This is a genomic window from Actinomadura atramentaria DSM 43919, from assembly GCF_000381885.1.
GTDB lineage: Bacteria > Actinomycetota > Actinomycetes > Streptosporangiales > Streptosporangiaceae > Spirillospora > Spirillospora atramentaria.
On the sequence record NZ_KB907212.1, the window covers coordinates 230,529 to 256,609 of the forward strand.

Here is a 26,081-nt window from a genome sequence, read left to right on the forward strand (position 1 = left end):
CCCCCGCCGCGCCCGCCGGAAGGCCCGTCAGCGGGCGCGGAGGGACGTGCGGATCAGGTCCTCGGTGTCGCGGCGCAGCGCTCGCAGCGCGTGCCGCGTCCCGGAGACCTGGAGCAGCGCGTTCTGCAGCGGCGTCAGCTCGTCCGGCGGGACGCCGCCCTCGACCTCGGCGCGGCGGCGGCGGGCGAGACCCGACAGGTGGTCGTCCAGGTCGGCGAACTCCTCGTCGAGCCGGGTCGGCGGCGAGGTGTCGATGTTGGCGGCCTCGTCGATGAGCGCGGCGGCCTCGTCCAGCTCGTCGGCGAGGCGGTCCAGGATCTCCGGGATCGGCCCCGCGTCCACGCTCTCCTCGCGCGACATGCGCCCGACCGCGATGAGGTGGTCCCGGATGCGGTAGGCGGTCGGGACGACGTCGCGCAGCCGCTCGATCAGCCCGGTGTCGGGCACCCGCTCGTTGCCGAGCCGCCGCCGCGTCTCCGCGACGGCCTCGATCGCTTCCTCCGCCGAGTTCAGCGTGGCGGCGGGGATCGCCTCCGTCCCGCGTTCGACGACCGCCGACGTCGCCCGCGCGAGTTCCGCCTGCGTCGTCAGGACGCGTGCGAGCTGCACCGGCAGGCGCTCGCCGTACCCCGGCGGCCACAGCAGCCGGATCGCGAGGAACACCAGCACGCAGCCCGCGAGCGTCAGCGCGATCCGCTCGGCCGCGACCGTCCACCCCGAGGGCGTCGAGAAGCTCAGCAGCATCATCGCGAGCGGCGTCCCGAACACGCCCCAGAACGTGAAGTTCACCGGGCGGAGGGTGAAGCCGATCGCCGCGAAGCAGAACAGGACCAGCGCCGCCTCGAACTGGCCGGGCGCGAGCGCGAGCAGCACCGCCGCGATGGCCGAGCCCGCCACCGACCCCCCGATGCGCTGGAGCAGGTTGGTGACGGTCTCGCCGTACGTCGTGCGGACGCCGTTGAGCACCGTCAGCGTCAGCCAGTGCCCGTGCTTGAGGTGCAGCGACGCCGTCAGCGCCATCGCCACCGCGACCGCGAACCCGACCCGCGTCATCTGCCGGAAGCCCGGCGACCGCGTCCGCAGCGCCCGGCCCGCCCGGTTCCACACCGCGGCGGGCGACGCGACGGGCAGCCGCGGCGCGCCGATGCCGATCCGCACGCCGCCCGCGGTGATGCGCCGCGCCGACTCGACGTTGCCGATGATCCGGTCGACCGACCCCCGGACCTGCGCGATGAGCGCCGCCGCGACCATGTCCTCGTCCCCGGCGAGGCTGGCCCGCCGGATCTCCTCGGTCCGCCGGACCAGGCGGCGGACCGCCGACGAGTCCTCCTGCCCGAGCGGGAACTCCCCGCCCGACGAGATCGCGCCCGCGACGAGCCGGAGCCGCGCGGCCAGCGCGAGGATCGCGACGCGGGTCTCCAACTCCCAGGCGCGTTCCGGCGGCCGCCGGTCGGCTGCCTCCAGCAGCGTCCGGAGCGCGACGGTCTCGTGCATGATCCGGCCCAGCGCGTCGATCAGCCGCTCCGGCCGCGACGGCCCGTTGCCGGTGGACGAGTAGTACTTCAGCGTGGCCCGCGCGCCGCCGATCGCCTCGCGGGCGGCGCGGCGGCTGTCGTCCCAGTCCGGCCGGTGCGCGACGTCGTCCAGCGCGGGCGGGTCGAGGTGGACGGAGTCGAGCGCGGCGGCGTCCTGGTCGCCGATGTTCTCCGCGACGGCGTCCAACGCGGTCGCGACGGCGTCGGCGGCCTCCGCGAGCGCCCCCCACAGCGGCCGCAGCCGCAGCGCGGGCCACGGCGACAGCAGCAGCAGCGACACCCACACGCCGCCGGCGAGTTCGAGCAGTCCGTTCAGGACGATGTCCGCGCCGGGCGGCCGCACCGCCGTCAGCAGGACGGCGAGCGCCGCCGTCGTCCCGATCCACGGAACGCTGTTCCCGACCGCCACGACGATCGGGACCACCGCGACCGCCAGCCAGGGATGCCCGGCGAGGTTCCCGCCGATCGTCGCGCCCACCGCGACGATCACCGTCGCGCCGAAGAGGTTCCGCGCCTGCTCGCTGTACGGACCCTCCGGCCCGCGCAGCGCCACCAGGTACGCGCCCTGCGCGACGACGGACCCCGGCGCGGCGTGCCCGGTCAGCGTGCCGACGATGAGGGGCAGCGCGATGGCGAGCGCGGCGACCGGACCGTAGAAGAAGGCCGCCCCGCCCTCGATGCGCGCGTACGCCTCCCGCACACGCTGGAACAACTGTCACCGCCCCCCGGCCGCCACCGCCGACCGGGGATGTACCCGGAAACCGGAGAGATGATCTTCAGGGGGCGGGGGTCAGGACGGTTCGCCGGCGGGGCGCAGCGCCGCGTCGGCGGCGTCCGCCGCCTCGACCTCGTCGCGCGGGATGCCGAGCAGGAACAGGATCGTGTCGAGGTAGGGCACGTTGACGGCCGTGTCGGCGGCCCGGCGCACGACCGGCTTGGCGTTGTAGGCGATGCCGAGCCCGGCGGCCTGGAGCATGTCGAGGTCGTTCGCGCCGTCGCCGATCGCGACGGTCTGGCTGACCGGCACCCCGGCCTCGCGGGCGAACCGCTCCAGCGCGGCCGCCTTCCCGGCCCGGTCGATCACCGGGCCGACGACGCGGCCGGTGAGCTTGCCGTTCTCGATCTCCAGCGTGTTCGCCGCGGAGTAGTCGATCCCGAGATCGTCCACGAGGGCGTCGGTGACCTGGGTGAACCCGCCGCTGACGATCGCGAACTTGTAGTCGAGGCGCTTGAGGGTGCGGACCATCGTCCGCGCGCCCGACGCGAGCTGGATCTTGGTGCGGACCTCGTCGATGGCGCGCGCGTCCAGGCCGGTCAGCAGCGCGACGCGCTCCCGCAGCGAGCCCTCGAAGTCGAGTTCGCCGCGCATCGCCGCCTCGGTGACCTTGGCGACCTCGTCCAGGCAGCCCGCGTGCTCGGCGAGCAGCTCGATGACCTCGCCCTGGATGAGCGTGGAGTCCACGTCCATGACGATCAGCCGCTTGGCGCGCCGGTACAGCCCGCCGCGCTGGACGGCGACGTCGACCTGCTGCTCGGCGGCCTCCCGCGCCAGCTCGGCGCGCAGCCGCGCCGGGTCCGCGCCCGAGACGTGCATCTCGATGCACGTCACCGGGTAGTGCGCGAGGCGTTCGATCCGGTCGATGTTGGCGCCGCCCGCCGCGACCCGGCCCGCGATGCCCGCCATCGCGGCGGGCCGCAGCGGCGCGCCGAGGACGGTCACGTGCAGGCGGCCCCGGCGGCGCGGGCCGCTCTTGTCGCGCCCGGTGGAGACCTCGACCTCCATGTCGAGGTCCGCGGCGAGGGCCTCGGCCGCCGACCAGACCCGGCCGATGTCGGTGCCGTCGCTGTAGGCGACCAGGACGCCGAGGACGAGACGGCCGCGGATCACGACCTGCTCCACGTCCACGACCGTGATCGGGAACTCGGCGAGCGTGGTGAACAGGCGCGACGTCACTCCGGGGCGGTCGCGGCCGGTGAGCGTGATGAGAAGCGTGCGCTGCTTCGACTCGTCCATTCTGCCCCCCACGTTACCGGCACCGGCGTGTGGGCGGCGCGGGGCGTCCAGCATCCGGAACGGTCACGGCAGCAGCAGGTTCGCGTCGCCGAACTCGTGCCAGAGGTACCGGCCGGTGAGCGCGGCGTCGTAGACGGCGTCGAGCAGGTCCGTTCCGGCGAGCGCGCGCAGCATCTGGAGGTGCGAGGACGCGGGCTCGTGGAGGCCGGTCAGCAGGCCGTCCACCGCGCGCACGCCCGTGCCGGGGGTGACGAGGTGCTCGGTCCAGCCGGAGCCGGCGCGGACCCGGCCGTCGCGGGCGGCGGCCGTCTCCAGCGCGCGGACGACGGTGGTCCCGACCGCGACGACCCGGCCGCCCGCGCCGCGCACATGGCCGACGAGCGCGGCCGTCGCCGCCGGCACGTCGTACCGCTCGGCGTACGGCGGCTCGTGCGCCTCCGGTGAGGCGACGCCGGTGTGCAGCGTCAGCGGGGCGATGAGCACGCCCCGCGACACCAGCCGGGTCACGAGCTCCGGGGTGAACGCGCGGGCGGCGCTCGGCATCTCGGCGCTCCCCGCGCCCCGGTCGACGGCGAACGCCGTCTGGTAGGCGGCGAGGGGCCAGTCCTCCCGGACGTAGGGGTACTTGATCGGCACGCCGTGCTCGCGCAGGTACGGGACGACGGCCGTGCTCAGCCGCGCCTCCCACAACCGGGGCGTCCGCCGCTGGACCAGGGTGAGCGTCGCGTCCCCGGGCAGCGGAATCCACTCGCCGGGCGCGCAGCCCGAGTAGGGAACGCTCGACGTCCCCCGGCGGCACCGCAGCTCCACGAGCCAGTGCCCGCCGCCCTCCGGGGCCTCCGTCGAGAAGTGGATCACCAGCCGGTCGGTGCGGACGGCCGCGGGGAGCGTGGGCGACACGTTGACGACCAGGAGGTCGCCGGGATCGAGCAGGTCCGGGAGGTCGGCGAACGCGCGGTGCTCGACGGAGCGCGCCGCGCGCCGCCCGACCAGGAGCCGCACGCCGTCGCGGGCGAGGCCGCGCGCCTCCGGGGGTGCGTGCGCCTCCAGGCCGCCGGGGAGCACGAAGTCGTCGATCATGATTCCTCCAGCCGCAGCGCGGAGATCACGGCGAGCGCCGCGACGGCGGCGCAGAGGCCGCCGATGACGGCCAGGCCCAGGCCGAACCGCGAGCCGAACGCGGACAGGACGGCGCCGAACACCCCGACGATCAGCGCGGACCCGAGCGTGTCGCCGATCTGGAGCGCCGAACTGTTCACGCCCTGCTCCTCCTCGGGCGACGCCTTCAGCAGCAGCACCGAAAGAGCGCCCGTCGAGAAGCCCATTCCGGCGCCGCCGAGCATCCAGACCGGCGCGGCGACCCAGCCGGACACCTGGAGCGCCACGGCCACGCCGACGACGCCGGCGAGCAGCAGCACCGCGCCGGACACCGCGAAGAACGCGCCGGACCGCGCCGAGCGCCCCTGGTACTGGGCCGCCGCGGACCAGGCGATGGCCCCGGTCGTCAGCGCGACGCCCGCCTGCGTCGGGCTGAACGCGTAGAGCCGGGTGAGGGCCAGTGGGACGAACGCGTTCATCCCGATGAACGCGCCGCCCATCAGGGCGCGGGTCAGGACGACGCTCGGCAGGCCGCGCCGCATGCGCAGCGTCCCGGCGGGCAGCAGGCACGGCAGCCCGGCCGCGAGCCCCGCCGCCCCGGCGATCCCCAGCGGCAGCAGGCGCAACGTCGGATGGTCCAACGCCCACAACAACAGCGCGGCCCCAACGGACACCCCCACCGCAGCCACAATCCGCCGCCGCCCCCCGACGACCCGCTCCGGACCCCCTGCCTTCCCTCCCGAACCCGCACCGCCCGCACGCGCTGGGTCGCGCGCGTCTTCCGTGGGCGGCGCGGGTGGTGGGTTGGGTTCGGTCGAGCGGTGGAGGGCGGGGACGAGCATCGCCACGGCCGGGGCCGTGGGCGGGAGGAGGCCGAGGAAGATCCAGCGCCAGCCCGCGTGGTCGGTGACCAGGCCGGCCAGCGCCGGGCCGGCGAGGGATGGAACGATCCATGCGGCGGCCATCGTCGCGAAGATGCGCGGCAGCAGCTCCTCCGGGTAGGCGCGGGCGATCAGCACGTAGAACCCGACGAGCGCCGTCCCCGCGCCGAGGCCCTGGACGGCCCGCGCGAGCACGAACACGGGCATGCTCACCGCCGTGCCCGCCAGGACGAGGCCGAGCGCGAACAGCGCCAGTCCCGTCAGCACGGGCCGCGCGGGCCCGGAGCGGTCCGCCCAGCCGCCGCCGAGGACGGTCGCGAGCAGCGTCCCGATCAGCGTCGCGCTGAACCCCCACGCGTACAGCCCGAGGCCGTCGAGCTCCCGCGCGACGGTCGGCATGGCCGTCCCGACCGCCAGCTCGTCGAAGCCGAGCACGGTCACGGCGAGCACGAGCCCGATCGTCGGAACGCGGTGGCGGGCGTCCAGCAGCCCCGGCCGACCGCCTCTCGCGGCCGATGGCGCGGACGCCACGGTGCTCACTGGGACGCCGCCAGGTCCGACACCCGATGGCGGCCGCTCGGCGGCCGCTCGGAGACGAGCCGGAGCAGCGCCGCCGCCGCGTGCTCGGGCGGCGGCGCCGAGTCGGCGTCCTCGCCCGCCGCGCGCAGCATCGCGGTGTTCATCTCGCCCGGATCAGCCCACCAGACCCGGAGCGACGGTTCCTCGACCGCCAGAACGGCCGATAGCTGCTCCAACGCCGCCTTCGTCATGCCGTAACCGCCCCAACCCGGATACGCCTCGGTGGCCGCGTCCGACGTGATCGCCAGCACCGAGCCGCCGCAGGCACGCAACGCAGGCAAAACCGCCTGTGTAAGTGCCAAAGGTGCCAAAACGTTCACGGCGAACGCGTCCGCCAACTCATCGACGGGCTGGTCCGCCAGCGGGGGCAGCGGGACCGTCCCGAGCGTGCTGGCGTTGTGGACGAGCAGGTCGAGCCCGCCGGCCGCCGCGACGGCGCGCGCGAGGCCGGCGCGGTGCCGCGGGTCCGCGACGTCCCCCGCGACGGCCTCGACGCGGTCCCCGAGCCCGGCGGCGCCCGCGGCCAGCGCGTCCCCGTCCCGCGCGTCGATGACGAGCTGCCAGCCGTCGCGCGCCAGAAGCCGGGCCAGGGCCAGGCCGAGGCCGCGCGAGGCGCCGGTGATGAGTGCGGTCCGTCGTGTCATGGAGACGACGTTAGGAAGACGTGGCTCCGGGGACATCGGTCCGCGGGGGCCGGGAATGTCTGCCGATGGTCGTAGGACCAGCGGACGAACCGCCCGTCCCGTCCTCCGCCGGGCTGATTCTGACCGCGACGCGCACAGAGTACGGTCATCAACGAGGCGCACGACGGCCGGAGGGATTCGGGGAGACACGGGATGGGGACGCGCACGGAACCGCAGGACGCGAACGCGACCCTGCACGCCGTGAGCGCCGCCGTCCTCGCGGTCACCAGCCACCTGTCGGTCCACGAGGTGCTGCAGGTGATCGTCCGGGCGGCCGCGCGGCTGCTGGACGCGCGGTACGCGGCGCTCGGCGTCCCCGACGACGAGGGCTCGTTCGCCGAGTTCGTCGTCGAGGGGGTCGACGCGGCGCAGTGGGAGGCGATCGGCCCGCTGCCCCGGCAGCACGGGATGCTCGCCGCGATGCTGCGCGACGACGCGCCGCGCCGGCTCGCCGACATCCGCACCGCGCCGGAGTTCGAGGGCTGGCCCGCCGCGCACCCGACGCTGAAGGACTTCCTCGGCGTCCCGATCCGGGACTCCGGCGGCGTCCTCGGCATCGTCTTCCTCGCCAACAAGCGGTCCGGCGGCGGCTTCACCGAGGCCGACGAGGAACTGCTGACGCTCTTCGCCGCGCACGCCGCCATCGCGATGACGAACGCGCGGCTGTACGAGCGCAACCGCGAGCTGACGGTCGTCGCCGAACGCAACCGCCTGGCCCGCGAACTGCACGACGCGGTCGCGCAGAAGCTGTTCTCGCTGCGCCTCACCGCGCAGGCCGCCGCCGCGCTCGCCGGGCGCGACCCGGAGCGCTCGGCCGTCGAGCTGGACCGGGTCGGTCAGCTCGCGGCGGAGGCGCTGGCGGAACTGCGCGCGGTGATCTTCGAGCTGCGCCCGGCGGACCTGGCCGACGGGCTGCTCCCGTCCCTCCGCAAGCACGTCGACGTGCTCGACCGCGCGCACGACGCCGCCGTCCGCTACACGGGCGACGCGGTCGCGGTGCTGTCGGAGGAGCACGAGCGGGACGTTTTCCGGATCGTCCAGGAAGCCCTCTACAACGCGCTCCGGCACGCGGAGCCCAGTACCGTCGAGGTCCGGGCGCGCGTCGCGGACGGCGCCCTGGCGATCGAGGTCGCCGACGACGGCCGGGGCTTCGACCCGGCGACCGAGACCGGCGGCAAGTCCGGCGGCGGCCTCGGCCTGGCGTCGATGGCGGACCGCGCCGATGCGGTCGGCGCGGTGCTGTCGATCGACGCGACGCCGGGAAAGGGCACGGTCGTCCGGTTGGAGGTGCCGCTGTGACGGGACGCGGCCCGTCGACGGACCGGGCGGGGGCATTGTGATCCGGGTGCTGATCGCGGATGATCACCCTGTGGTGCGCCAGGGATTGCGGACGTTCCTCGGCATCCAGGAGGACATCGAGGTGGTCGGGGAGGCCGGGGACGGCGTGTCGGCGGTGACGCTGGCCGAATCCCTGGAGCCCGATATCGTGCTACTGGACCTCAAGATGCCGGGCGCCGACGGAGTCGCCGCACTGACGGAGCTGCGGGCTCGGGGGGTTCCGGCGCGGGTCCTGGTCCTCACGAGCGTGACGGAGCGCGGACACGTGCTGCCCGCCGTACGGGCGGGCGCGGCCGGGTTCCTCTACAAGGACGTGGACCCGAAGGCGCTCGTCCAGGCGATCCGGGCGGTCCACGACGGGCACGTCCTCTTCGCGCCCGACGCCGCGGAGGCGATGCTCCGGGCCGATTCGGGCGACGACCGCGGCCTGGCCGCGCTGACCGAACGGGAGCGGGAGGTGCTCGTGTATATCGCGCACGGCAGGTCCAACCGGGAGATCGCACGCGCCCTGGTGGTCTCCGAGAAGACGGTCAAAACACACGTCAGTAATCTGCTCATGAAATTGGGAGTGCAGGATCGGACGCAGGCGGCGTTGTACGCCGCCCGCCACGGGCTCGCCGGCGACTGATACAACAACTTCCCTGACAGGATCGTCATCGAAATCGGTATGAACGTAGCAATCAGATACGCAGCAGGCAGCGACATCGGATGCAGCCGGGAGAACAACGAGGACTCCGGCTATGCCGGTGCGCGGTTGATCGCCGTGGCCGACGGCATGGGCGGGTACGCGGGCGGCGAGGTGGCCAGCTCCACCGTCATCGGTTCGCTGCGCTCGCTCGACGCCGACACGCCCAATGACGACCTCGTCGGGAGCCTCGGCCGCGCGGTGGCCGAGGCCAACGAGAAACTGCGCACCGCCCGCGAGGAACGCCCCGACTTGAGCCGCATGGGCACCACCCTGACGGCGATGCTCTGGGCGGGCACCTCGGTGGCGCTGGCCCACATCGGCGACTCGCGCGGCTACCTGCTCCGGGACGGCGAGCTGTTCCAGATCACGCAGGACCACACGATGGACGAGCTGCTGAAGGCCGAGGCGGAGCAGTCGGGCGGCGTCGCCGACCCGGCCGAGACCTCCCGGCTCTCGCACGTGCTCTACCGCGTGCTGGACGGCCGCGACGACCGCGAGCCCGACCTGCGGCTGCGCGAGGCCCGGCTCGGCGACCGGTACCTGCTCTGCTCGGACGGGCTCAGCGGGCCGGTGGACGCCCAGACGATCTACGAGGTGCTGTCGGCCGAGGCCGAGCCGTCGGACGCGGTGCGGCGGCTGATCCAGATCGCCCGCGACAACGGCGGGCCGGACAACATCACCGGCGTCGTCGCCGACGTCGTCGAGGCCGAGCACGTGACCGAGCGGCCGGGGCCCGTCACGGTGGGGGCGGCGGCGCAGGCGTGACCCGGCGACCGCGGCCCACCGCCGCCCGCCGGGGAACGCGCCCCCGGGTCCACCGACCCGCCGCCGCGCGCTCGCAGGCAACGGCCGCCGCCGACCCGGCGGCCCCGCCGCGCCGCGCACCCCTTCCCGCCGGAACCCGCCGCCCGCGCTCGGCCGCGTCCTTCCGGCGTCCGCGCTGACGCTCGACCCGGCGCTCCGGCCGCGCAGCGCCCACCGGCGCTGACCGCCGCCCTTCCGCAGCGCCTGTCCGGGCCGCATCCCCACCCCGATGCACGGCCACTCGCGCCGTCTCTCACGTCCCCCGATGCGCGGCCGTTTGCGCCACGCGCCCTCCGCATCCCCCGATGCGCGGCCGCTCGCGCCGCCTTCCGCGTCCTTCGATGCGCGGCCGCTCGCGCCATACTCCGCATCCCTCGATGCACGGCCGCTTGCGCCACGCGCCCTCCGCATCCCCCGATGCGCGGCCGCTCGCGCCGCCTTCCGCGTCCTTCGATGCGCGGCCGCTCGCGCCATACTCCGCATCCCTCGATGCACGGCCGCTTGCGCCACGCGCCCTCCGCATCCCCCGATGCGCGGCCGCTCGCGCCATGCGCCCTCCGTGTCCCGCGCCGCACGCCTTGAGCGGCGGCCTGAGCGGCACGGTCCTCACGCCCTGCCGGCGTCTGCCGCGTTCACACCGGCTTTCGAGCCGCGCTCGCGCCGCACGTTCATCGTGCTCGGCCGCCGCGCCCTTCGCGTCCCGCCGCGCCCGTTCGCCGCGCGTGTCCGCCGCGTCCTGTTTTGTGCCTTCGGTGTCTTCCGCGGCCGTCGTCGCGATGGTCACACCGCGGTCGTCGTAACGCCCGCCGCGCCGCTGCCCAGCGGGCTTTTCCGAGGTCCGGCCAGGTGGGACTGGCGGATTAGTTCGCCCACGGTCGCCTTCTTTGTCCTAGTGTGTTGCCCCTGGGTGAGGTCGGTCCCGGGTCGAGGTAACGGTCTGATCGCGGATGTTCCTCCAGGGTTGACCTGCAGTGGGATGAACCCGGTATACGAGTCACTGGACTCGTGTCATCGATGCGGAGGATTCGTGGGGGGAGTGGCCGGGGCCGCGGTGCCCGTCGACGCGCCGCGCAGCGCGCCCGGCGGCCGACTGGGCCGGCTCCTCGACTCCTCGCGGCGCGGCCCGAAAGGCGTCGTCCTGCGCGTCACGGCGATGGCGGTCGCCGCCCTCGCCGTGGGATGGATCCACCGCGTCAACGACCCCGGTGTGCTCTGCCCCATGCGGGCGATCACGGGAATCCCCTGCCCGCTGTGCGGGGGCACCACCGTGTTCATCGAAATGGGTTCGGGCCACCCGGTCCGCGCCGTGCTCGCCAATCCGGTCGCCCTCGCCGGCGTCGTCGGCATCGCCGTCGCGCCGCTCGGGGCGGGCGGCCGGTGGTGGGCACTCCGACCGAGGACCCGCGCGTGGATCCTCGGCGGAGCCCTCGTGGCGTCGGAGTTGTGGCAGCTTGCCAGGCTCGGGCTGTTGCGAGTTTGAGGCCGTCGTCAGAGAAACCGGCCGGGCTCGCGGAGCCCTTCGGGTTCGGCGGACGTCACACAACCACAGGGTCGAACAATAAGGAGCAAGTGTGGGCAACCCCTACGACCCGTACGGGCAGCAGCCGGGTTACGGCCAGCAGCCCGGCTACGGGCAGCAGCCGCCGGCGCAGCCGGGTTACGGGCAGCAGCCCGGGTACGGGCAGCAGCCGCCGTCCCAGCCCGGTTACGGCCAGCAGCCGCCGCCCCAGCCGGGTTACGGGCAGCCGCCGTCCCAGCCGGGTTACGGCCAGCAGCCCGGCTACGGGCAGCAGCCGCCGTCCCAGCGCGGTTACGGCCAGCAGCCGCCGCCCCAGCCGGGTTACGGGCAGCCGCCGTCCCAGCCGGGTTACGGCCAGCAGCCCGGCTACGGGCAGCAGCCGCCGCCGCCTGGTCAGCCGGGCTACCAGGAAGTCCATCACCACCACTACGGCGGCGGCGGACAGCTCGCCGAGTGGGGCAGCCGCGCGGGCGCGACGCTCATCGACGGCCTGATCGTCGGCGGACCGCTCATCGTCCTCTACATCCTCGCGGCGGTGCTGGGCGCCACCGGCAGCAGCGGCCTCGCCGTGCTGGGCCTGCTCCTCAACCTGATCGGCTTCGCCGCGCTGGTGGGTCTCGGCCTGTGGATGTGCCACCAGGAGGGCACGACCGGGCAGACGATCGGCAAGCGCCAGATGGGCATCCGCCTGGTCAGCGCGCAGACCGGCCAGGTCGTCGGCTTCGGCGGCGCGTTCGTGCGGCGCCTCGCCCACATCGCCGACAACTTCGCCTGCTACATCGGCTACCTCTGGCCGCTGTGGGACGAGCGCAAGCAGACCTTCGCCGACAAGATCTGCAACACGCTGGTCGTCCGGGCCTGACGCACGGGCCTGACGCACGGGCCTGAACGGACGTGAATCGCGGGGTGTCCCTTCGGGGCGCCCCGTTGGCCTTTCCGGGGACGGTCCGTCAGGGGACGGGGTCGAACGCGCTGTTGCACGCGGCGACGAGGGCGCGGCGCACGGCCCCGTCCAGCAGCCGCAGGGCCTCGCCGCGGCGCATCACCTGGTCGGCGGTCAGCCCGTGGCCGTCCATCCGGCGGGCGAGCGCGACGACGAGCGACAGCCGTCCCGCCAGCGCGGCGACGCGGTGGGCGCGGGCCGGGTAGCCGGGGGCCAGCGGATGCCCCTGCTGGAGCGGGTCGCGGAGGTCGACGAGCGCGTCCGCGATCTCCGGCGGCACCCCCGAGACGTCGTCCACGGTCAGCAGGGCCTCGGTGGCGTCGCGCATGGCGAGCGCGAGGCACCGGTCGGCCTCGGCCAGGGACGGGACGTCCGGCGGGTCGAACGCGCTGTCGCACGCCTCCCAGCGGACCCCGACGTAGGACGAGCCGCGCCGGTCCTCGGCGGGGACCAGCCCGACCGCCCGGTCCGGCAGGGCGGCGACGACGGCGGCCCCGGCCTCGATGGCGCGGCCGTTGAAGTCCGGCGGGCCGGTCAGCCCGAGCGGATCGCCCGGGGCGGGCAGCGCGAGACGCAGCCCGTTCAGCCCGGCGACGCGCAGGTCGCCCAGGCCGCGCCGCAGCGGCACGTCGGCGGGACTGCCGCCGAGGATCTGCGGGCCCGCGACGCCCTCCACGGCGTCCACGGCCTCGTCGAGTCCGATGTGCCCGGTCAGCCAGGCGTTGCCCCACGCGACCAGGGCGATCGACGCTTCGTTGTTCATGCCGTCCCCAAACGATCCCCTATGGGCATGCGAACCACCATAAGCGTTCGGATCGCCGGAGCCACTCGATAGCGTGAGGTGCGCACGCGCGGGATCACCTGCCCGCGTGATCGCATAAGTTCTCTCCGGAGGTCGATCACCTCCGCGAGGCGAGATTGGGGACAAGGGCGCACGATGGCCGGCGAGGTACTGGAACTCAGCGGAGTCGGAGTCAGGCGCGACGGAGCGGATCTGCTGCGCGACGTCACGTGGACGGTGGACGAGGGCGAACGGTGGGTCGTCCTCGGCCCGAACGGTGCGGGGAAGACGACGTTGCTGCAGGTCGCGGGGGCTTTGCTGTTCCCGACGTCCGGAACGGTCGACGTCCTCGGCGAGCGGCTGGGCCGGACGGACGTGTTCGAGCTGCGGCCGCGGATCGGGCTGGCGAGCGCCGCCCTGGCCGAGAAGGTCCCGGCCGGTGAGACCGTCCTCGACCTGGTGCTGACCGCGTCGTACGCCATCCTCGGCCGCTGGCAGGAGGAGTACGACTCGACGGACCTCGCGCGCGCGGTCGCGCTGCTGGAGGCGCTGGGCGCGTCCGAGCTGCTGCAACGCCGTTTCGACACCCTCTCGGAGGGCGAGCGCAAGCGGGCGCAGATCGCGCGGGCGCTCATGCCCGACCCCGAACTGCTGCTGCTGGACGAGCCCGCCGCGGGCCTCGACCTCGGCGGCCGGGAGGACCTGGTCCGCCGCCTCGGCGTGCTGGCGGACGATCCGGCCGCGCCCACCACCGTGATGGTGACCCATCACCTCGAAGAGGTGCCCGAAGGGGTCACACATGCCTTGCTGCTCCGTAAGGGGCAGGTCGTGGCGCAGGGCAAGGTGGACGAGGTCTTCACGCCCGAGCACCTGTCGGAATGCTTCGGGCTGCCGCTCGCGGTGGACCGGCACCGGGGCCGCTGGTCGGCGCGCAGCACGCGCTGAGCCCTGTCCCGATCGGGGGGCGCGACCTACGATCCAGGCATGGTCCTCCCGCTGGTCCTGACGGTCGTCGCCTGCCCCGTCCTTTATTTGTGCTGGGCGCTGCGCGTCGTGCCGGACGCGGCGGCGGAGGTCGTCGAACGCCTCGGCCGGTACCACCGGACGCTCGACCCGGGCGTCCGGCTGGTGCTGGTCCCGCTGGAGCGCGTCCGGTCACGGGTCGACCTGCGCGAGCGGGTGGTGCCGTTCCCCGCCCGGCCGATCGCGACGGCGGAGAACCTGCCGGTCAACGTCGAGACGGTCGTCCACTACGAGGTGACCGACGCGCGCGCCGCGACGTACGGCGTCGTCGACCTGCACAGCGCGATGAGCGAGGTCCTGGTCGGCGCGCTCCGCGCCGCCGTGGGCGCGCGGGAGCTGGAGCAGGTCGCGCCGTCCCGGGCGGTGATCGGTGACGAGCTGCTCGCGGTGCTGACGGGCGAGGGCGCGCGCTGGGGCCTCACGGTCCGCCAGGTCCGGGTGAAGGCGGTCGATCCGCCCCCGGCGGTGCGCGAGGCGATCGAACGCGAGGCGTGCGCCGAGCACGACAAGCGGGCGGACATCCTGCGGGCCGAGGGCCGCCGCCAGGTAGCGATCCTCGAAGCCGAGGGAGCGCGGACGGCGGAGGTCCTGCGGGCGCGCGGCGCGGCCGAGGCGGCGGGGCTTCCCGCGCGGCCCGACGCGGACGCCCGGCCGTTCATGGGCGAGGACCGGGTTCCGGGCGAGGCGTCCCCCTGGCCCCTGCCGAGCGGTCTCTTCACCGATGTCCTCGCTGACCGCAGGAATCCCGAGTTCGCCGGCGAGTCCGCCGATACGGAACGCCGCCGGGAAGGGCTCGGCGAACACCGCAACGGGCTACCGGACGCTCGCCGGAGCTGAAACCCTCCGACCGCGGCCCGGCCCGCGCTGGCCCCGCCGGGCCGTCCGACCCGGCGCTTCCCTACCATCGGGGGACGTTGTTCACCGGGAGAACGGGACGAGTCGGACGTGAACGTGCTGGAGGCGGCAGCCGTCCTCGCGGCGGGCATCGCCGCGGGAGGCATCAACACCGTCGTGGGCTCCGGTTCACTGGTCACCTTCCCGACGCTGGTGGCGCTGGGTTTCCCGCCCGTCGTCGCGAACGTCTCGAACAACATCGGCCTGGTGCCCGGCGGGGTCACCGGCGCGTACGGGTACCGGCGCGAGCTGAGCGGGCAGAAGGACCGGCTGCTGCGCCTGGGCTCGGCGTCGCTGGCGGGGGCGCTGATCGGCGGGACGCTGCTCCTGGCGCTCCCGGCGGACGCCTTCCAGGTGATCGTCCCGGCGCTGATCATCATCGCGCTCGTCCTGGTCGTCGCGCAGCCGCGCCTCCAGCGCTGGATGCTCGCGCGCCGGGAGGAGGCCAGCCCGCACGGCGGGCCGTGGCTCTGGTTCGGCGTCCTGCTCGCCGGGGTCTACGGCGGCTACTTCGGGGCCGCGCAGGGGATCATCCTGATCGCGATGCTCGGCATCGCGCTCGACGACCAGCTACAACGCGTCAACGCGGCGAAGAACGTCCTGTCGGCGGTCGTCAACGGCTCGGCGGCGCTCCTGTTCACCGGGATGTGGCTGTTCGCGGACACGAAGATCGACTGGCTCGCGGTCCTGCTGATCGCCGTGGGAGCGACGATCGGCGGCCTGCTGGGCGCGCGCGTCGGCCGGAAGATCCCGCCGACGGTGCTGCGCGGCGTGATCGTCGTCGTGGGCGTGGTCGCCCTGGTCAAGTTCCTGGCTTAATGATCTTGGTTCGAGAGTTATCCACAGGCTCGGATCGAGGATGCGGACGGTTTTCGGTCTCCGGTACCAATCAAGGCGTCAGCCGGTACGACAGGAGGGACCGACGCCATGATGGGCGACAGGACCGAAATCATCATGACGGCCGCGGACGGGCGCGTCCGCACGTTCGCGATGGCCGCCGAACGCGCGGGGCGGCGGATCGCCACCCGCAAGATCGACGGCATGCTGGAGATCAGCGAGGTCAAGCGGACCGGCAGGCCGGTGCGGACCGCGCGGTTCGAGATGGTCAACGTCATCGCGGTCATCGAGTACCACGACCCGACCGCCGCCAGCGTGGTCATCCGGTCGGAGCCGGTCGCGGCCGGCGCGCGCGGCTCAGGAGATGGGCCTGACCTGCACGACGCCCCCGTCGGAGACGCGGGTCTCGAAGGCGGGCTGCCGGCCCGTCGCGGGCCCGTGGACGACGGAGCCGTCCCGCACCCGGAACGTGCTGCCGTGCCAGGGGCACACGACGCAGAGCTCGTCGTCCCCGTCCTGGACGATCCGGCCCTGGTGGAGCGGCCCGGCGAGGTGGCTGCAGCGGTCGGTCAGCACGTGGACGTCGTCCCCGGTGCGCAGCACGAACAGGCTGATGTAGCCGAGGCTGCGGGAGACCGGCCAGCCGTCGGGCAGCTCGGCGACCGGGCACAGGTCGTGCCACCCCAGCGGGACCAGGTGGGCGACCGGGTCGGCGTGGCTGGCGCCGGCGGCCTGCCGGAACGCCAGGTGGCCGCCGAGGTAGCCGCCGCCCAGGAGCGCCGTGAGCCCGGTGAAGCCCAGGACCCGGCCGGTCCCGTCCCGGCCGCGGGCGCGGGCGACGAGTGACGCGGAGTACAGCACGGTCGCGGTGGCCGTGCCGAGCGCGTGGACGAGCCCGACCCGCTGCTGCTCGCGGTGCAGCGTCGACCAGTCGGCGAGGCCCGCGAGCGCGGTCGGGACCGCGCCCGCCAGGCCGGTCGCGATCAGCGCGCCCGCGGCGCGGCGGCCGCCGGGCAGCAGGTCGAGGACGGCCGCCGACATCCAGCAGCCGACGGGCAGGTCGGTCATCGGCGCGTGCGCCGGGTGCCCGAACGGAACGCCGTTCAGCAGGTCGCGGACGGGGCCGGGCGGCAGGACGCGGCGCGCGGCCGACTGGGCGGCCTCGATCACCGGGTCGAGCCGCTCCGCGCGTTCGACGCGCTCGGCCAGGTCGGCGGGGCGGGGCCGACGGGCCGGCCGGGCGACGCGCCGGAAGATGTTGCTCGCCCGTCGGTTCATGTCCCTCCTCGGGTGCGTGCGTCGTCACCGGGTGCCCCGGGCGTCGCGGGACACCGCTTCGACACTATCCGCCGCTCCTGCCCGCGGCCACTCGGGCGTCTCCCGGCCGGGCACCCACGGTGATGGGTTCCTACCTGTCGGTCGAAGGGGTCAAACCCGGCGCCCGGTGCGGGCGGGCTCGACGGTGACGGGCACGCCGTTGAACACCGCGGTGCCGGAGAGCGGGTCGATCTCCCGCTCGTCGGTGAGCGCGTTGACGCTGACGCCCGCGTTCCGGTTCGCGACGGCCGTGCGCGTCCCGGGCCGGTCGTGGCCCCAGCCGTGCGGGAGGCTGACGACGCCCGGCATCAGGCGGTCGGTCGGCTCCGCGACGGCCTCGACCGAGCCCGCGCGGCCCGTCACGCGGACCGGGTCGCCCGGCCGGACGCCGATCCGCTCCGCGTCGTCCGGGCTGAGCTGGAGCGTGCAGGTGTTCGAGCCGCCGACCAGCTCGGGGACGTTGTGCAGCCAACTGTTGTTCGAACGGAGGTGACGCCGGCCGATCAGCACCAGGCCGGGCTCGGCGGGCGACGCGTCCAGGACCGCGTGCAGCCGCGCGGCGTCGGCGGCCAGGGCGGGCGGGCACAGTTCGATCCGGCCGGACGCCGTGCTCAGCACCTCGTCCAGGCGCGGCTTGAGCGCGCCCAGGTCGATGCCGTGCGGATGGTCGTCGCGCAGCCGGGCGAGCGTCAGCCCGGCGGGGTCGGCGCCGAACCCGTCGCCGTAGGGGCCGAGGCGCAGCATCATGTCGATGCGCTGCTCGGTGAGCGAGTCCACGGGTTCCTCGGCGAGCAGTTTGCGCAGCTCGACGGGGTCGCGGCCGTGGACCGGCGAGCCGGGCGCGGCCGCCGCCTTCCCGAGCGTGCTCGCGATGATCATCTCGTCCAGGTCGTCCGGGGTCGCGTCGAGACCCGAGGCGATCACCGCGAGCCGGGCCAGGATCGCCGCCTCGCTCGGCCGCCCCTCCGGCAGCGGGACGGCGGCCGGTGAGTACCGCGCGTAGTCGCGGACGGTGAAGTTCAGCAGCGCGAGGTCGTAGTGCGGCGTCTGCGCGGGACGCGGCGGCGGCAGTACGACGTGTGCGTGGCGCGTCGTCTCGTTGAGGTACGGGTCGACGCTCACCATGAAGTCCAGCCCGGCGAGGGCCCGGTCGAGCCGGGCCGCGTTCGGCGCGGACAGCGCGGGGTTGCCGCCGATGGTGACCAGCGCGCGGACGCGTCCCTCGCCGGGCGTCTCGATCTCGTCCGCGAGCGTCGCGACGGGGAGTTCGCCCATCGCCTCGGGCAGGTCGCGGACGCGGCTGCGCCAGCGGCCGGGCGCGAACGGCTGGCGGCGGCGGTAGACGGGGAGGTGCGCGGCCCGGGGGAACATCGCGCCGCCGGGCCGGTCGAGGTTGCCGGTGACGATGTTGAGGACGTCCACGAGCCAACTGCTCAGCGTCCCGAACGCCTGCGTCGTCGTGCCGAGCCGCCCGTAGACGGCGGCGCGCGGCGCGGCGGCGAGGGCGCGCGCCATGCGGCGCGTCACGGCGGGCGCGACGCCGGTGACCCCCGCGACCCGCTCGGGCGTCAGGTCGCGCACCAGCGCGCGGACGTCGTCCAGGCCGTTGACGCGGTCCGCGAGGGCGGCGGGCGGCGCGACCAGGTCCTCGGCGAACAGCACCTGGGCGAGCGCCGCCAGCAGGAACGCGTCGCCGCCGGGCCGGATGAACACGTGCTCGTCGGCGAGGTCGGCGGTCCGGGTGCGGCGCGGGTCGACGACCGTCACGGTGCCGCCGCGCGCGCGGATCGCCCGGAGCCGTCCGGGGAAGTCGGGGGCCGAGCAGAGGCTGCCGTTGGACTCCAGCGGGTTCGCGCCGAACATCAGGAGGTGGTCGGTGCGGTCGAGGTCGGGCACGGGGATCGCCGTCGGGTCGCCGAACAGGTGGCCGGAGCTGACGTGCTTGGGCATCTGGTCGGCGGTGGACGCGGTGTAGACGTTGCGGGTGCGGAGCGCCTTGATCACGGCCGCGCCGTAGAGCGGTCCGGCGATGGAGTGCGCGGAGGGGTTGCCGAGGTAGACCGCGACGGCGTCGTGGCCGTGCCGGTCGATGATCGGCCGCAGGCCGCGCGCGACGGCGTCGAACGCCTCGTCCCAGCCGGCGCGCTCGTGGGAGTCCCCGGTGCGCAGCAGCGGCGCGTCGAGCCGGTCGGGATCGGCGTCGAGGCGGCCGAGCGACGCGCCCTTGGGGCAGATGTAGCCGCGGCTGAGCGGGTCGTCGCGGTCGCCCCGCACCTCGGTGACGACGCCGTCGTCGATCCGGAGCCGCAGCCCGCAGACGGCCTCGCAGAGCGGACAGGTACGGAAGGCGACGCGGCTCACCATCGACGTGCTCCATGAAATTGTCCGGGGGGTGGACTGTCCATGATGCCCGTTATTGAGGTTCCGCACTGGCCTGAAGAGGCCAGGTGAGGGAGCGCGGCGGCCCCGGCGCGCGGCCGGGGCACGTCCGCCGGGCTCAGCCGCCGCTGACGCCGAGTCCCTTCGCGACACGGTCGCCCAGGTCCCCGTGGACGTTCCGCCAGTACTCGACGACGCGCGGCTTCATCTCCGCCGTCACCTCGGGAGCCGACGCGTGGCCGACGATGTTGGCCACCATGTGGTCGCGGTCGGTGTCGGACAGGACTTTCTCCCACAGCGTCCGGGCCTGACCGAAATCATCGTCCTCGGCGTGCAGCGTGTAGGCGCTGCGGACGATCTCGCCCGCGACGCCGTAGCCGTCGCCCCGCCACGGCTCCGGGTCGGCGGCCGGGCCGCCCGCGGTGTTCGGCGCGTAGACCGGGTCCGACGGATTGGTGTACGCCATCGCGCCGTCCTTGTTGTACGAGTGGACCTCGGTGCGCGGCCGGTTGACGGGGAGCTGGAGGTAGTTCGGCCCGATCCGGTACCGGTGGGCGTCCGGGTAGGAGAACAGGCGCCCCTGGAGCATCTTGTCCGGGGACGCGCCGATGCCGGGCACCAGGTTGGCGGGCTCGAAAGCCGCCTGCTCGATCTCGGCGAAATAGTTCTGCGGGTTCCGGTTCAGCGTCCACGTGCCGATGGTGATCGGCGGATAGTCGGCGTGCGGCCACACCTTCGTGATGTCGAACGGGTTGAACCGGTAGTCGGCGGCCTCCTCGAACGGCATGATCTGCACCTGCACGGTCCAGGACGGGTAATCGCCGTTCGCGATGGCGTTGTAGAGGTCGCGGACGTGGAGTTCGGCGTCCTTGGCCTTCCACTCGTCGGCCTCGGCGTCGGTGAAGTTCCGAACTCCCTGGTCGGTCTTGAAGTGGTACTTCACCCAGAACTTCTCGCCGGCGGCGTTGTACCAGAGGAACGTGTGGGAGCCGTAGCCGTTCATGTGCCGCCACGACGCGGGCGTGCCTCGGTCGGTCATGAGGAGCGACACCTGGTGCGCCGACTCCGGCGACTGCGTCCAGAAGTCCCACTGCATGTTGTGGTCGCGCAGGTTGTTGTCCGCGCGCCGCTTCTGCGAGTGGATGAAGTCGGAGAACTTCTGCGGGTCGCGGATGAAGAAGACGGGCGTGTTGTTCCCGACGAGATCGTAGTTCCCGTCCTCGGTATAGAACTTGATCGCGAATCCGCGTGGGTCGCGGTTGGTGTCGGGGCTGCCCAGTTCGCCCGCGACGGTGCTGAAGCGCACCAGCGACTCGGTGCGCGCTCCCGGCTGGAACAGCTTCGCCTTCGTGTACTGGCTGACGTCCTCGGTGATCTCCAGAGTCCCGTACGCGCCGCCGCCCTTGGCGTGGACGACCCGTTCGGGCACGCGCTCCCGGTTGAAGTGCGCCATCTTCTGGATGAGGTAGTGGTCCTGCAGCAGCAGCGGCCCGTCGGGTCCGACGGACTGCGAGTGCTCGTCGCTGGGGGCGGCGATTCCCGCATCGGTGGTGGTGGTCGGTCGTTCGGTCATGGCGCGGTCCCTCCTGCGGTCACACCGCCAACCTACCTCCAAAAACACGAATCGTTCAAGATAACGAGTCTCACAACTTACTGACGGCGTCGTGTCGGCTACTCGGGGAACCGCCGCTTCTTGCAGGTGTCGATGACGCACAGCAGCACGACCGCGGCGACGAGCGCCGCCGCCGAGACGAGCCACCACGCGGGCGACGGCAGGCGGACGGGGAGGGAGAGCAGCGGACGCCAGCCGAAGGGCTTCGCGAGGAAGGGCACGACGCCTTCGTAGACGCCCGCGCCGAAGACGAACGCGGACAGCTCGTCGTAGGACTTGGCCGACTTCATGACGCCAGGCTGCCCCGGCGGCGCACCGCCGCGCGTCCGACCAAGGTCGATGATCGAGGTCCGATCGTCGCGAACCGGAAATCAGGAGGCGGGCGCGTACTGCCCGATGACGGACTGGCCCGCGTCCAGCGGAATCCGCGCACCGGCCAGTCCGGGGAGGTCGCCGGCGGCGAGCGCGGCGATGAGCGCGGCCACGTCGTCGGCCTCCAGCATGCGCCCGAGGACCGACGTGCGGGTGATCCGGTCGATGGCCGCCGGGTGCAGCGCGGCGGCGGACCCCTCGGTCCGGACGACGCCGGGCGCGACGACGTTCACGGAGACGCCCTCGCCGCCGAGTTCGGCGGCGACATGGCGCGCGAACGCCTCCAGCGCCGCCTTGGCGGCGGAGTGGGCCGCCGCGCCCGGCCGGGTCGTCTCGCTCGCGATGCTCGACACGTACACGATGCCCGCGCCGGTGCTCAGGTTCCGCATCGCCGCCTGCGTGACGTGGAAGACCGCCGCGAGTTCGCCGTCCACCTTCCCGATGAAGGTCTCCCAGGGCAGCTCCGCGACCGGGGCGAACGGCGGCGCGATGTTGGCGTTGCAGACGAGCGCGTCGAGCGGCCCGTGGTCGTGGACGAGCGCCGCGGCCGCCGCGGCGTCGGTGACGTCCGCGCGCACGGCGAGCGCCGAACCGCCGCCGTCCTCGATGTCGCGGACGACGCCTTGCGCCGCCTCGGAATCGCTCCGGTAGTTCACGACGACGTGGAAGCCACGCCGCCCCAGCTCGCGCGCCGTCGCCGCGCCGATGCCCCGTCCCGCGCCCGTCACCAGAGCCGTCCGTGTCGTCATGGGGCTGACTGTAGGGAAGGGGCTTACCAGAAGGAAGTACGTACCTTAAGGTAAGCCCACGATGAGGGACGACGTCTTCCGCCGCGACTGCCCCGCCCGCATGGTCCTCGACCACCTGGCGGGGCGCTGGAGCATCCTCGTGCTCACCGCGCTCGCCCCCGGCGACCTGCGGTTCTTCGAGCTGCGCGACCGGATCGAGGGGGTGAGCGAGAAGATGTTGGCCCAGACGCTGCGGACCCTCGTCCGGGACGGGTTCGTCCATCGCACGGTCGAGCCGGCGGTCCCGCCGCGCGTCTCCTACGGCCTCACCGCGCTCGGCGCGGGCGTCACCGAGCCGCTGGGCGCGCTCACCGGCTGGATTCGCCGCAACGCCGGGAACATCCTCGCCGCGCAGGACGACTACGACGCGTCAGGCGCGTGATGCCGCGATGAGGTCCCGGTACCAGGCGTACGACCGCTTCGGCGTGCGCCGCTGCGTCGGATAGTCGACGTGGACGAGCCCGAAGCGCGGCTCGTAGCCTTCAGCCCACTCGAAGTTGTCCAGCAGGGACCAGGCGAAGTAGCCGCGCACGTCGATCCCCTCTTCGATCGCGGTGCGCATCGCCCTGATGTGCCCGTCGAGGAACGCGATGCGGTCGGCGTCGTCGACGGTGCCGTCCGGGCCGGGCTCGTCGGCGAACGACGCGCCGTTCTCGGTGACGACGATCGGCGGCAGCGCCGTCCCGTACCGGTCGCGGAGGCCGCGCAGCAGCCCGAGGAACTGCTCCGGGACGATCGGCCAGCCCATCCCCGTGACGGGGAGGTCGCCGGGAGCGTCCACCATGTCGAACGGCAGCGGCGAGTCGGCGGCGGGCTTGGCGAGCCACGTCGGCTGGTAGTAGTTCACGCCGAGGAAGTCCACGGGAGCCGCGATGACGTCGAGGTCCCCGGTCTGGACGAAGTCCGTGGGCAGGCCGCCGAGATCCGGGTACGCGCCGGTCAGCACGGGATCGGTGAACAGGCGGTTCATCAGCGCGTCGAACGCCCCGGCCGCCTCGGCGGAGTCGTCGTCGGCGGGGATCGCGGGCGAGTAGTGGTTGGTGATGCCGATCCGGTCGGCGCCGTGCCCGCGCAGCGCGGCGACGGCGAGGCCGTGGCCGAGGAGCTGGTGGTGCGCGGTGGGCAGCGCGTCGAGCATGAGCGCCCGTCCGGGCGCGTAGATCCCGAACGCGTACCCGTACGCCATGACGACGACGGGCTCGTTCAGCGTGATCCAGGTGTCGACGCGGTCGCCGAGCCGTTCGGCGACGAGCCCGGCGTACTCGGCGAAGCGGTGGGCGGTGTCGCGGTTCATCCAGCCGCCCGCGTCCTCCAGCGGCTGCGGGAGGTCCCAGTGGTACAGGGTCGCCGCGGGTGAGATGCCGCGTTCCAGCAGGCCGTCCACGAGCCGGTCGTAGAAGTCCAGCCCGGCGGCGTTGGCAGGGCCGGTTCCGGTCGGCTGGACGCGCGGCCAGGCGACGGAGAAGCGGTAGGCGTCCACGCCGAGTCCGGCCATGAGCGCGACGTCCTCCGGCCACCGGTGATAGTGGTCACAGGCGACGTCGCCGGTTTGGCCGTCGCGGACGCGGCCCGGCGTGTGCGCGAAGACGTCCCAGGTCGACGGCCCGCGCCCGTCCTCGGCGACGGCGCCCTCGATCTGGTACGCGGCGGTGGCGACGCCCCACTGGAAACCGTCCGGCAGCGGCATGGACCCTCCCCAGAACGCGAAAGTTTCTCGGATATTAGCGGCAGGCAGACGTGATCGACCGGACGCGCCGCGTCGCGATTGGGTGACAATGGGAGGGTGACCGAGATCCGGACCCCCCTCCGTCGGCGTCCCGCGCAGCGGCGAAGCGCCGAGCGCGTGCAGCGCATGCTGGACGCGTGCGCGGACATCCTGGACGAAGACGGCTACGACGGGCTCACCACGACGCGCATCGCGCAGCGGGCCGAGGTCGCGATCGGGTCGGTCTACCAGTTCTTCCCCGACAAGCGGGCCGTGGCGCAGGCGCTGGCCGTCCGGAACTTCGAGCGGTTCGGCGACCGGGTCGCCGCGCGGCTCGCGGAGGGCGCGTTCGCCGACTGGTCCGACTCCGTCGGCGCGATCATCCAGGTCTTCGTCGACATGCACCGCACCGTCCCGGGCTTCCGCGTGCTGCGTTTCGGCGACGTCGCGGACACCAACCTGCTCGACGCGGGCGCCGACAACAACTCGGTCGTGGCCGAAGGGCTGCGGGAGATGATCGTGCGCACCTTCGACATCGCCGACACCCCCGAGCTGGCGCGCGCCCTGGGCATCGCCGTCGAGGCCGGGGACGCGGTGCTGAAGATGGCGTTCCGCCGCAATCCGGACGGCGATCCGGCGATCATCGCGGAGGCCGAGCGGCTCATCCACGGCTACCTCGCGGGCCATATCACGGACGGCTGAACAACGCGCCCCGGGTTGTGTCAAACTCCCCCCAACCCCCCAACCCGAAGAGGTGCGAGCGTGGACGACGCGCAACTCCAGTCCCACACCCGGCTGCTCATCCGTCAGCGAATCCGGCTGATGGTGAACCAGTACGAGGTCCACACCGAGAACGCCGACGGAAGCGAAGGCGAGCTGGTCGCGTTCGCGCAGCAGAAGCGGATGGCCTTCAAGGAGCAGGTCACGATCTACGCGGACACGGAGAAGACCCGGCCGCTGCTCGGCTTCAAGGCGCGCAAGCGCATCGACCTCGCGTCGGCGTACGACATCACGGACGCCTCCGGCCAGGCGATCGGCGTCTTCCGCAAGAACTTCAAGAAGTCGCTGGTGAAGTCCACGTGGCATCTGGAGCAGCCGGGCCTCGGCGAGACGACGGGCAGCGAGCGGAGCACGTTCGTCGCGGTGCTGCGGCGCGTGTGGGGCTTCATCCCGTACGTGGACAGCCTCCCGTTCGCGTGGCCGTACCACTTCGACTTCCGGGTCGGGGAGGACATCGTCTTCTCGGTGGACAAGAAGTTCGGCATCCGCGACCGGTACGTCGTCGAGATCAACGACCCGCGCCTGGACCGGCGGCTGGTGATCGCCCAGGCCGTCGCGCTGGACGCGCTGCAGGCCCGCTGATCATCGCGGGGGACGCGCGCCCGGCGCGTCCCCCGCAGGCGGGCCTACACTTCCGGCCATGTCGGACGATCGCCTCAAGCTCACGGTCCTCGGCAGCGCGACGCCGTATCCCGCCCCGGGGAACCCGTGCTCCGGCTACCTCGTGTCCTGCGGGGACACGCACGTCTGGCTCGATGCCGGGACCGGCACGCTCGGCCCGCTGCAGGAGCACGTCCGCCTCGGCGACCTGGTCGGCGTCTGGATCTCCCACCTGCACGCCGACCACAGCGCCGACCTGCTGACGGCCTACTACGGACTCCTGTACGCCGACATCGCGCGGCCCGCGCCGCTGCCCCTGTTCGGCCCGCCCGGCACCGCCGACCGGCTCGCCGGGTTCCTGACCAACGGACCGGCCCGCAGCCCCGTCGAGGACGCGTTCGCGTTCACCGAACTGCACGACGGCCACGAGGCCCGCATCGGCCCGCTCACGCTGACGACGGCCGCGGTGTCCCACGGCATGCCCGCCTTCGCGGTGCGCGTCGAGGGCGGCGGCCGGACGCTGGTCTACTCGGGCGACACCGCGCCCTGCGCCGGGCTCGTCCGGCTGGCGTCCGGCTGCGACCTGCTGCTCTGCGAGGCGGACGGCCCGCAGCCCGCCGACGAGGAGCACGTCCACCACACCCCCGAGGAGGCCGGCGAGACGGCCGCCGCGTCAAACGCGACCCGGCTCGTCGTCACCCACGTCGCCCGCGCCACGTCCCCGGCGGAAGCGGTGGAACGCGCGGCGAGCCGCTTCGCCGGCCCGGTGGCCCACGCCGATCCGGGCGCGGTCTTCGTGATCGACTGATCGGCTCGCCACGGCGGGGTCGGCGCGGCGGACGCGGCGGCGCGCGCTGAGCCGCTTCGACGGATCGGTGGATTCGCCACCGGCTGGCCGACCTGGCGGGTTC

25 protein-coding genes are annotated in these 26,081 nt (G+C 73.6%); 12 read left to right on the top strand and 13 right to left on the bottom strand.

Going from position 1 to position 26,081, the window contains the following annotated elements:
* Window positions 1-27: 27 nt before the first annotated feature.
* The 5 genes from G339_RS0114480 to G339_RS0114500 all read right to left on the bottom strand — a co-directional run bounded on the left by G339_RS0114480 (window position 28) and on the right by G339_RS0114500 (window position 6,751).
* Complete coding sequence (locus G339_RS0114480) at window positions 28-2,247, bottom strand: FUSC family protein (RefSeq protein ID WP_157407664.1); 2,220 nt, start codon at window positions 2,245-2,247, stop codon at window positions 28-30.
* Between the two features lie 78 nt (window positions 2,248-2,325).
* Window positions 2,326-3,549, bottom strand: coding sequence for a phosphoserine phosphatase SerB (gene serB, locus G339_RS0114485; RefSeq protein ID WP_019631796.1), 1,224 nt, complete (start codon window positions 3,547-3,549; stop codon window positions 2,326-2,328).
* Between the two features lie 63 nt (window positions 3,550-3,612).
* A complete protein-coding gene (locus G339_RS0114490) occupies window positions 3,613-4,629 on the bottom strand; it encodes an S-adenosylmethionine:tRNA ribosyltransferase-isomerase (RefSeq protein WP_019631797.1) in 1,017 nt (338 codons plus the stop codon).
* The gene (locus G339_RS0114495; RefSeq protein ID WP_240489812.1) at window positions 4,626-5,978 is read right to left on the bottom strand and encodes an MFS transporter; all 1,353 of its coding nucleotides are present in this window, start codon (window positions 5,976-5,978) and stop codon (window positions 4,626-4,628) included. The genes G339_RS0114490 and G339_RS0114495 overlap by 4 nt, the downstream gene beginning before the upstream one ends.
* An 86-nt stretch (window positions 5,979-6,064) precedes the next feature.
* Complete coding sequence (locus G339_RS0114500) at window positions 6,065-6,751, bottom strand: SDR family NAD(P)-dependent oxidoreductase (protein ID WP_019631799.1); 687 nt, start codon at window positions 6,749-6,751, stop codon at window positions 6,065-6,067.
* 192 nt (window positions 6,752-6,943) lie between these two features.
* Between G339_RS0114500 and G339_RS0114505 the strand changes: the two genes are divergently transcribed.
* The 5 genes from G339_RS0114505 (at window position 6,944) to G339_RS0114525 (ending at window position 12,001) form a co-directional block, all read left to right on the top strand.
* Window positions 6,944-8,089, top strand: a complete 1,146-nt coding sequence (locus G339_RS0114505; protein ID WP_019631800.1) for a GAF domain-containing sensor histidine kinase — start codon at window positions 6,944-6,946, stop codon at window positions 8,087-8,089.
* A gap of 37 nt (window positions 8,090-8,126) precedes the next feature.
* Entirely contained in the window at window positions 8,127-8,756 is a 630-nt protein-coding gene (locus G339_RS0114510) for a response regulator (protein WP_019631801.1), read from the top strand.
* Between the two features lie 39 nt (window positions 8,757-8,795).
* Entirely contained in the window at window positions 8,796-9,581 is a 786-nt protein-coding gene (locus G339_RS0114515; protein WP_026341443.1) for a PP2C family protein-serine/threonine phosphatase, read from the top strand.
* Window positions 9,582-10,656: 1,075 nt separating this feature from the next.
* The gene (locus tag G339_RS0114520) at window positions 10,657-11,100 is read left to right on the top strand and encodes a DUF2752 domain-containing protein (protein ID WP_019631803.1); all 444 of its coding nucleotides are present in this window, start codon (window positions 10,657-10,659) and stop codon (window positions 11,098-11,100) included.
* Window positions 11,101-11,191: 91 nt separating this feature from the next.
* Window positions 11,192-12,001 (top strand): RDD family protein, encoded by an 810-nt coding sequence (locus tag G339_RS0114525; RefSeq protein WP_019631804.1) that lies wholly within the window; start codon window positions 11,192-11,194, stop codon window positions 11,999-12,001.
* A gap of 88 nt (window positions 12,002-12,089) precedes the next feature.
* Here the strand turns inward: G339_RS0114525 and G339_RS0114530 are convergent, their stop codons facing one another.
* Window positions 12,090-12,845: a hypothetical protein gene (locus G339_RS0114530; RefSeq protein WP_019631805.1), complete on the bottom strand. Its 756-nt coding sequence runs from the start codon at window positions 12,843-12,845 to the stop codon at window positions 12,090-12,092.
* Between the two features lie 174 nt (window positions 12,846-13,019).
* On the opposite strand from G339_RS0114530, the gene G339_RS0114535 reads away from it, so the two are divergent.
* The 3 genes from G339_RS0114535 (at window position 13,020) to G339_RS0114545 (ending at window position 15,599) form a co-directional block, all read left to right on the top strand.
* The gene (locus G339_RS0114535) at window positions 13,020-13,808 is read left to right on the top strand and encodes an ABC transporter ATP-binding protein (protein WP_019631806.1); all 789 of its coding nucleotides are present in this window, start codon (window positions 13,020-13,022) and stop codon (window positions 13,806-13,808) included.
* Between the two features lie 39 nt (window positions 13,809-13,847).
* Window positions 13,848-14,723, top strand: a complete 876-nt coding sequence (locus tag G339_RS33705; RefSeq protein ID WP_019631807.1) for an SPFH domain-containing protein — start codon at window positions 13,848-13,850, stop codon at window positions 14,721-14,723.
* Window positions 14,724-14,831: 108 nt separating this feature from the next.
* Complete coding sequence (locus G339_RS0114545; protein ID WP_019631808.1) at window positions 14,832-15,599, top strand: sulfite exporter TauE/SafE family protein; 768 nt, start codon at window positions 14,832-14,834, stop codon at window positions 15,597-15,599.
* Window positions 15,600-15,616: 17 nt separating this feature from the next.
* Here the strand turns inward: G339_RS0114545 and G339_RS38775 are convergent, their stop codons facing one another.
* The 6 genes from G339_RS38775 to G339_RS0114575 form a co-directional block, all read right to left on the bottom strand.
* Window positions 15,617-15,940: a hypothetical protein gene (locus G339_RS38775; RefSeq protein ID WP_019631809.1), complete on the bottom strand. Its 324-nt coding sequence runs from the start codon at window positions 15,938-15,940 to the stop codon at window positions 15,617-15,619.
* 34 nt (window positions 15,941-15,974) lie between these two features.
* Window positions 15,975-16,895 (bottom strand): Rieske (2Fe-2S) protein, encoded by a 921-nt coding sequence (locus G339_RS0114555; RefSeq protein ID WP_019631810.1) that lies wholly within the window; start codon window positions 16,893-16,895, stop codon window positions 15,975-15,977.
* A 150-nt stretch (window positions 16,896-17,045) separates the two neighbouring features.
* Window positions 17,046-19,298: a molybdopterin oxidoreductase family protein gene (locus tag G339_RS0114560; protein ID WP_019631811.1), complete on the bottom strand. Its 2,253-nt coding sequence runs from the start codon at window positions 19,296-19,298 to the stop codon at window positions 17,046-17,048.
* 133 nt (window positions 19,299-19,431) lie between these two features.
* On the bottom strand, window positions 19,432-20,886 hold the full coding sequence (locus G339_RS0114565) for a catalase (RefSeq protein WP_019631812.1): 1,455 nt from the start codon (window positions 20,884-20,886) through the stop codon (window positions 19,432-19,434).
* Between the two features lie 98 nt (window positions 20,887-20,984).
* A complete protein-coding gene (locus G339_RS0114570) occupies window positions 20,985-21,215 on the bottom strand; it encodes a hypothetical protein (RefSeq protein WP_019631813.1) in 231 nt (76 codons plus the stop codon).
* A gap of 81 nt (window positions 21,216-21,296) precedes the next feature.
* Window positions 21,297-22,046 carry an SDR family oxidoreductase gene (locus G339_RS0114575; protein WP_026341445.1) on the bottom strand — a complete coding sequence of 250 codons (750 nt, stop codon included), beginning with the start codon at window positions 22,044-22,046 and terminating at the stop codon, window positions 21,297-21,299.
* A gap of 61 nt (window positions 22,047-22,107) precedes the next feature.
* Here G339_RS0114575 and G339_RS0114580 point away from each other — a divergent pair, with 61 nt between their 5' ends.
* Complete coding sequence (locus G339_RS0114580; RefSeq protein WP_019631815.1) at window positions 22,108-22,467, top strand: winged helix-turn-helix transcriptional regulator; 360 nt, start codon at window positions 22,108-22,110, stop codon at window positions 22,465-22,467.
* Here the strand turns inward: G339_RS0114580 and G339_RS0114585 are convergent.
* Window positions 22,456-23,772 (bottom strand): GH1 family beta-glucosidase, encoded by a 1,317-nt coding sequence (locus G339_RS0114585; protein ID WP_019631816.1) that lies wholly within the window; start codon window positions 23,770-23,772, stop codon window positions 22,456-22,458. The two genes, G339_RS0114580 and G339_RS0114585, sit on opposite strands and share 12 nt — an antisense overlap.
* A 96-nt stretch (window positions 23,773-23,868) precedes the next feature.
* Here G339_RS0114585 and G339_RS0114590 point away from each other — a divergent pair, with 96 nt between their 5' ends.
* Genes G339_RS0114590 through G339_RS0114600 form a run of 3 tightly spaced genes read left to right on the top strand, consistent with a single transcriptional unit; the run spans window position 23,869 to window position 25,978 of the window.
* Window positions 23,869-24,492, top strand: a complete 624-nt coding sequence (locus tag G339_RS0114590) for a TetR/AcrR family transcriptional regulator (protein ID WP_019631817.1) — start codon at window positions 23,869-23,871, stop codon at window positions 24,490-24,492.
* A 60-nt stretch (window positions 24,493-24,552) separates the two neighbouring features.
* On the top strand, window positions 24,553-25,152 hold the full coding sequence (locus tag G339_RS0114595) for an LURP-one-related family protein (protein ID WP_019631818.1): 600 nt from the start codon (window positions 24,553-24,555) through the stop codon (window positions 25,150-25,152).
* Window positions 25,153-25,210: 58 nt separating this feature from the next.
* Complete coding sequence (locus G339_RS0114600; RefSeq protein WP_019631819.1) at window positions 25,211-25,978, top strand: MBL fold metallo-hydrolase; 768 nt, start codon at window positions 25,211-25,213, stop codon at window positions 25,976-25,978.
* The last annotated feature ends 103 nt before the right edge of the window (window positions 25,979-26,081 follow it).

Coding starts and splice junctions, on each gene's coding strand:
- G339_RS0114530 (WP_019631805.1), bottom strand. CDS start 12,845: ATGAACAACGAAGCGTCGATCGCCCTGGTCGCGTGGGGCAACGCCTGG.
- G339_RS0114515 (WP_026341443.1), top strand. CDS start 8,796: ATGAACGTAGCAATCAGATACGCAGCAGGCAGCGACATCGGATGCAGC.
- G339_RS0114580 (WP_019631815.1), top strand. CDS start 22,108: ATGAGGGACGACGTCTTCCGCCGCGACTGCCCCGCCCGCATGGTCCTC.
- G339_RS0114575 (WP_026341445.1), bottom strand. CDS start 22,046: ATGACGACACGGACGGCTCTGGTGACGGGCGCGGGACGGGGCATCGGC.
- G339_RS0114535 (WP_019631806.1), top strand. CDS start 13,020: ATGGCCGGCGAGGTACTGGAACTCAGCGGAGTCGGAGTCAGGCGCGAC.
- G339_RS38775 (WP_019631809.1), bottom strand. CDS start 15,940: ATGACCACGCTGGCGGCGGTCGGGTCGTGGTACTCGATGACCGCGATG.
- G339_RS0114500 (WP_019631799.1), bottom strand. CDS start 6,751: ATGACACGACGGACCGCACTCATCACCGGCGCCTCGCGCGGCCTCGGC.
- G339_RS0114600 (WP_019631819.1), top strand. CDS start 25,211: ATGTCGGACGATCGCCTCAAGCTCACGGTCCTCGGCAGCGCGACGCCG.
- G339_RS33705 (WP_019631807.1), top strand. CDS start 13,848: ATGGTCCTCCCGCTGGTCCTGACGGTCGTCGCCTGCCCCGTCCTTTAT.
- G339_RS0114505 (WP_019631800.1), top strand. CDS start 6,944: ATGGGGACGCGCACGGAACCGCAGGACGCGAACGCGACCCTGCACGCC.
- serB (WP_019631796.1), bottom strand. CDS start 3,549: ATGGACGAGTCGAAGCAGCGCACGCTTCTCATCACGCTCACCGGCCGC.
- G339_RS0114585 (WP_019631816.1), bottom strand. CDS start 23,772: ATGCCGCTGCCGGACGGTTTCCAGTGGGGCGTCGCCACCGCCGCGTAC.
- G339_RS0114490 (WP_019631797.1), bottom strand. CDS start 4,629: ATGATCGACGACTTCGTGCTCCCCGGCGGCCTGGAGGCGCACGCACCC.
- G339_RS0114565 (WP_019631812.1), bottom strand. CDS start 20,886: ATGACCGAACGACCGACCACCACCACCGATGCGGGAATCGCCGCCCCC.
- G339_RS0114555 (WP_019631810.1), bottom strand. CDS start 16,895: ATGAACCGACGGGCGAGCAACATCTTCCGGCGCGTCGCCCGGCCGGCC.
- G339_RS0114560 (WP_019631811.1), bottom strand. CDS start 19,298: ATGGTGAGCCGCGTCGCCTTCCGTACCTGTCCGCTCTGCGAGGCCGTC.
- G339_RS0114570 (WP_019631813.1), bottom strand. CDS start 21,215: ATGAAGTCGGCCAAGTCCTACGACGAGCTGTCCGCGTTCGTCTTCGGC.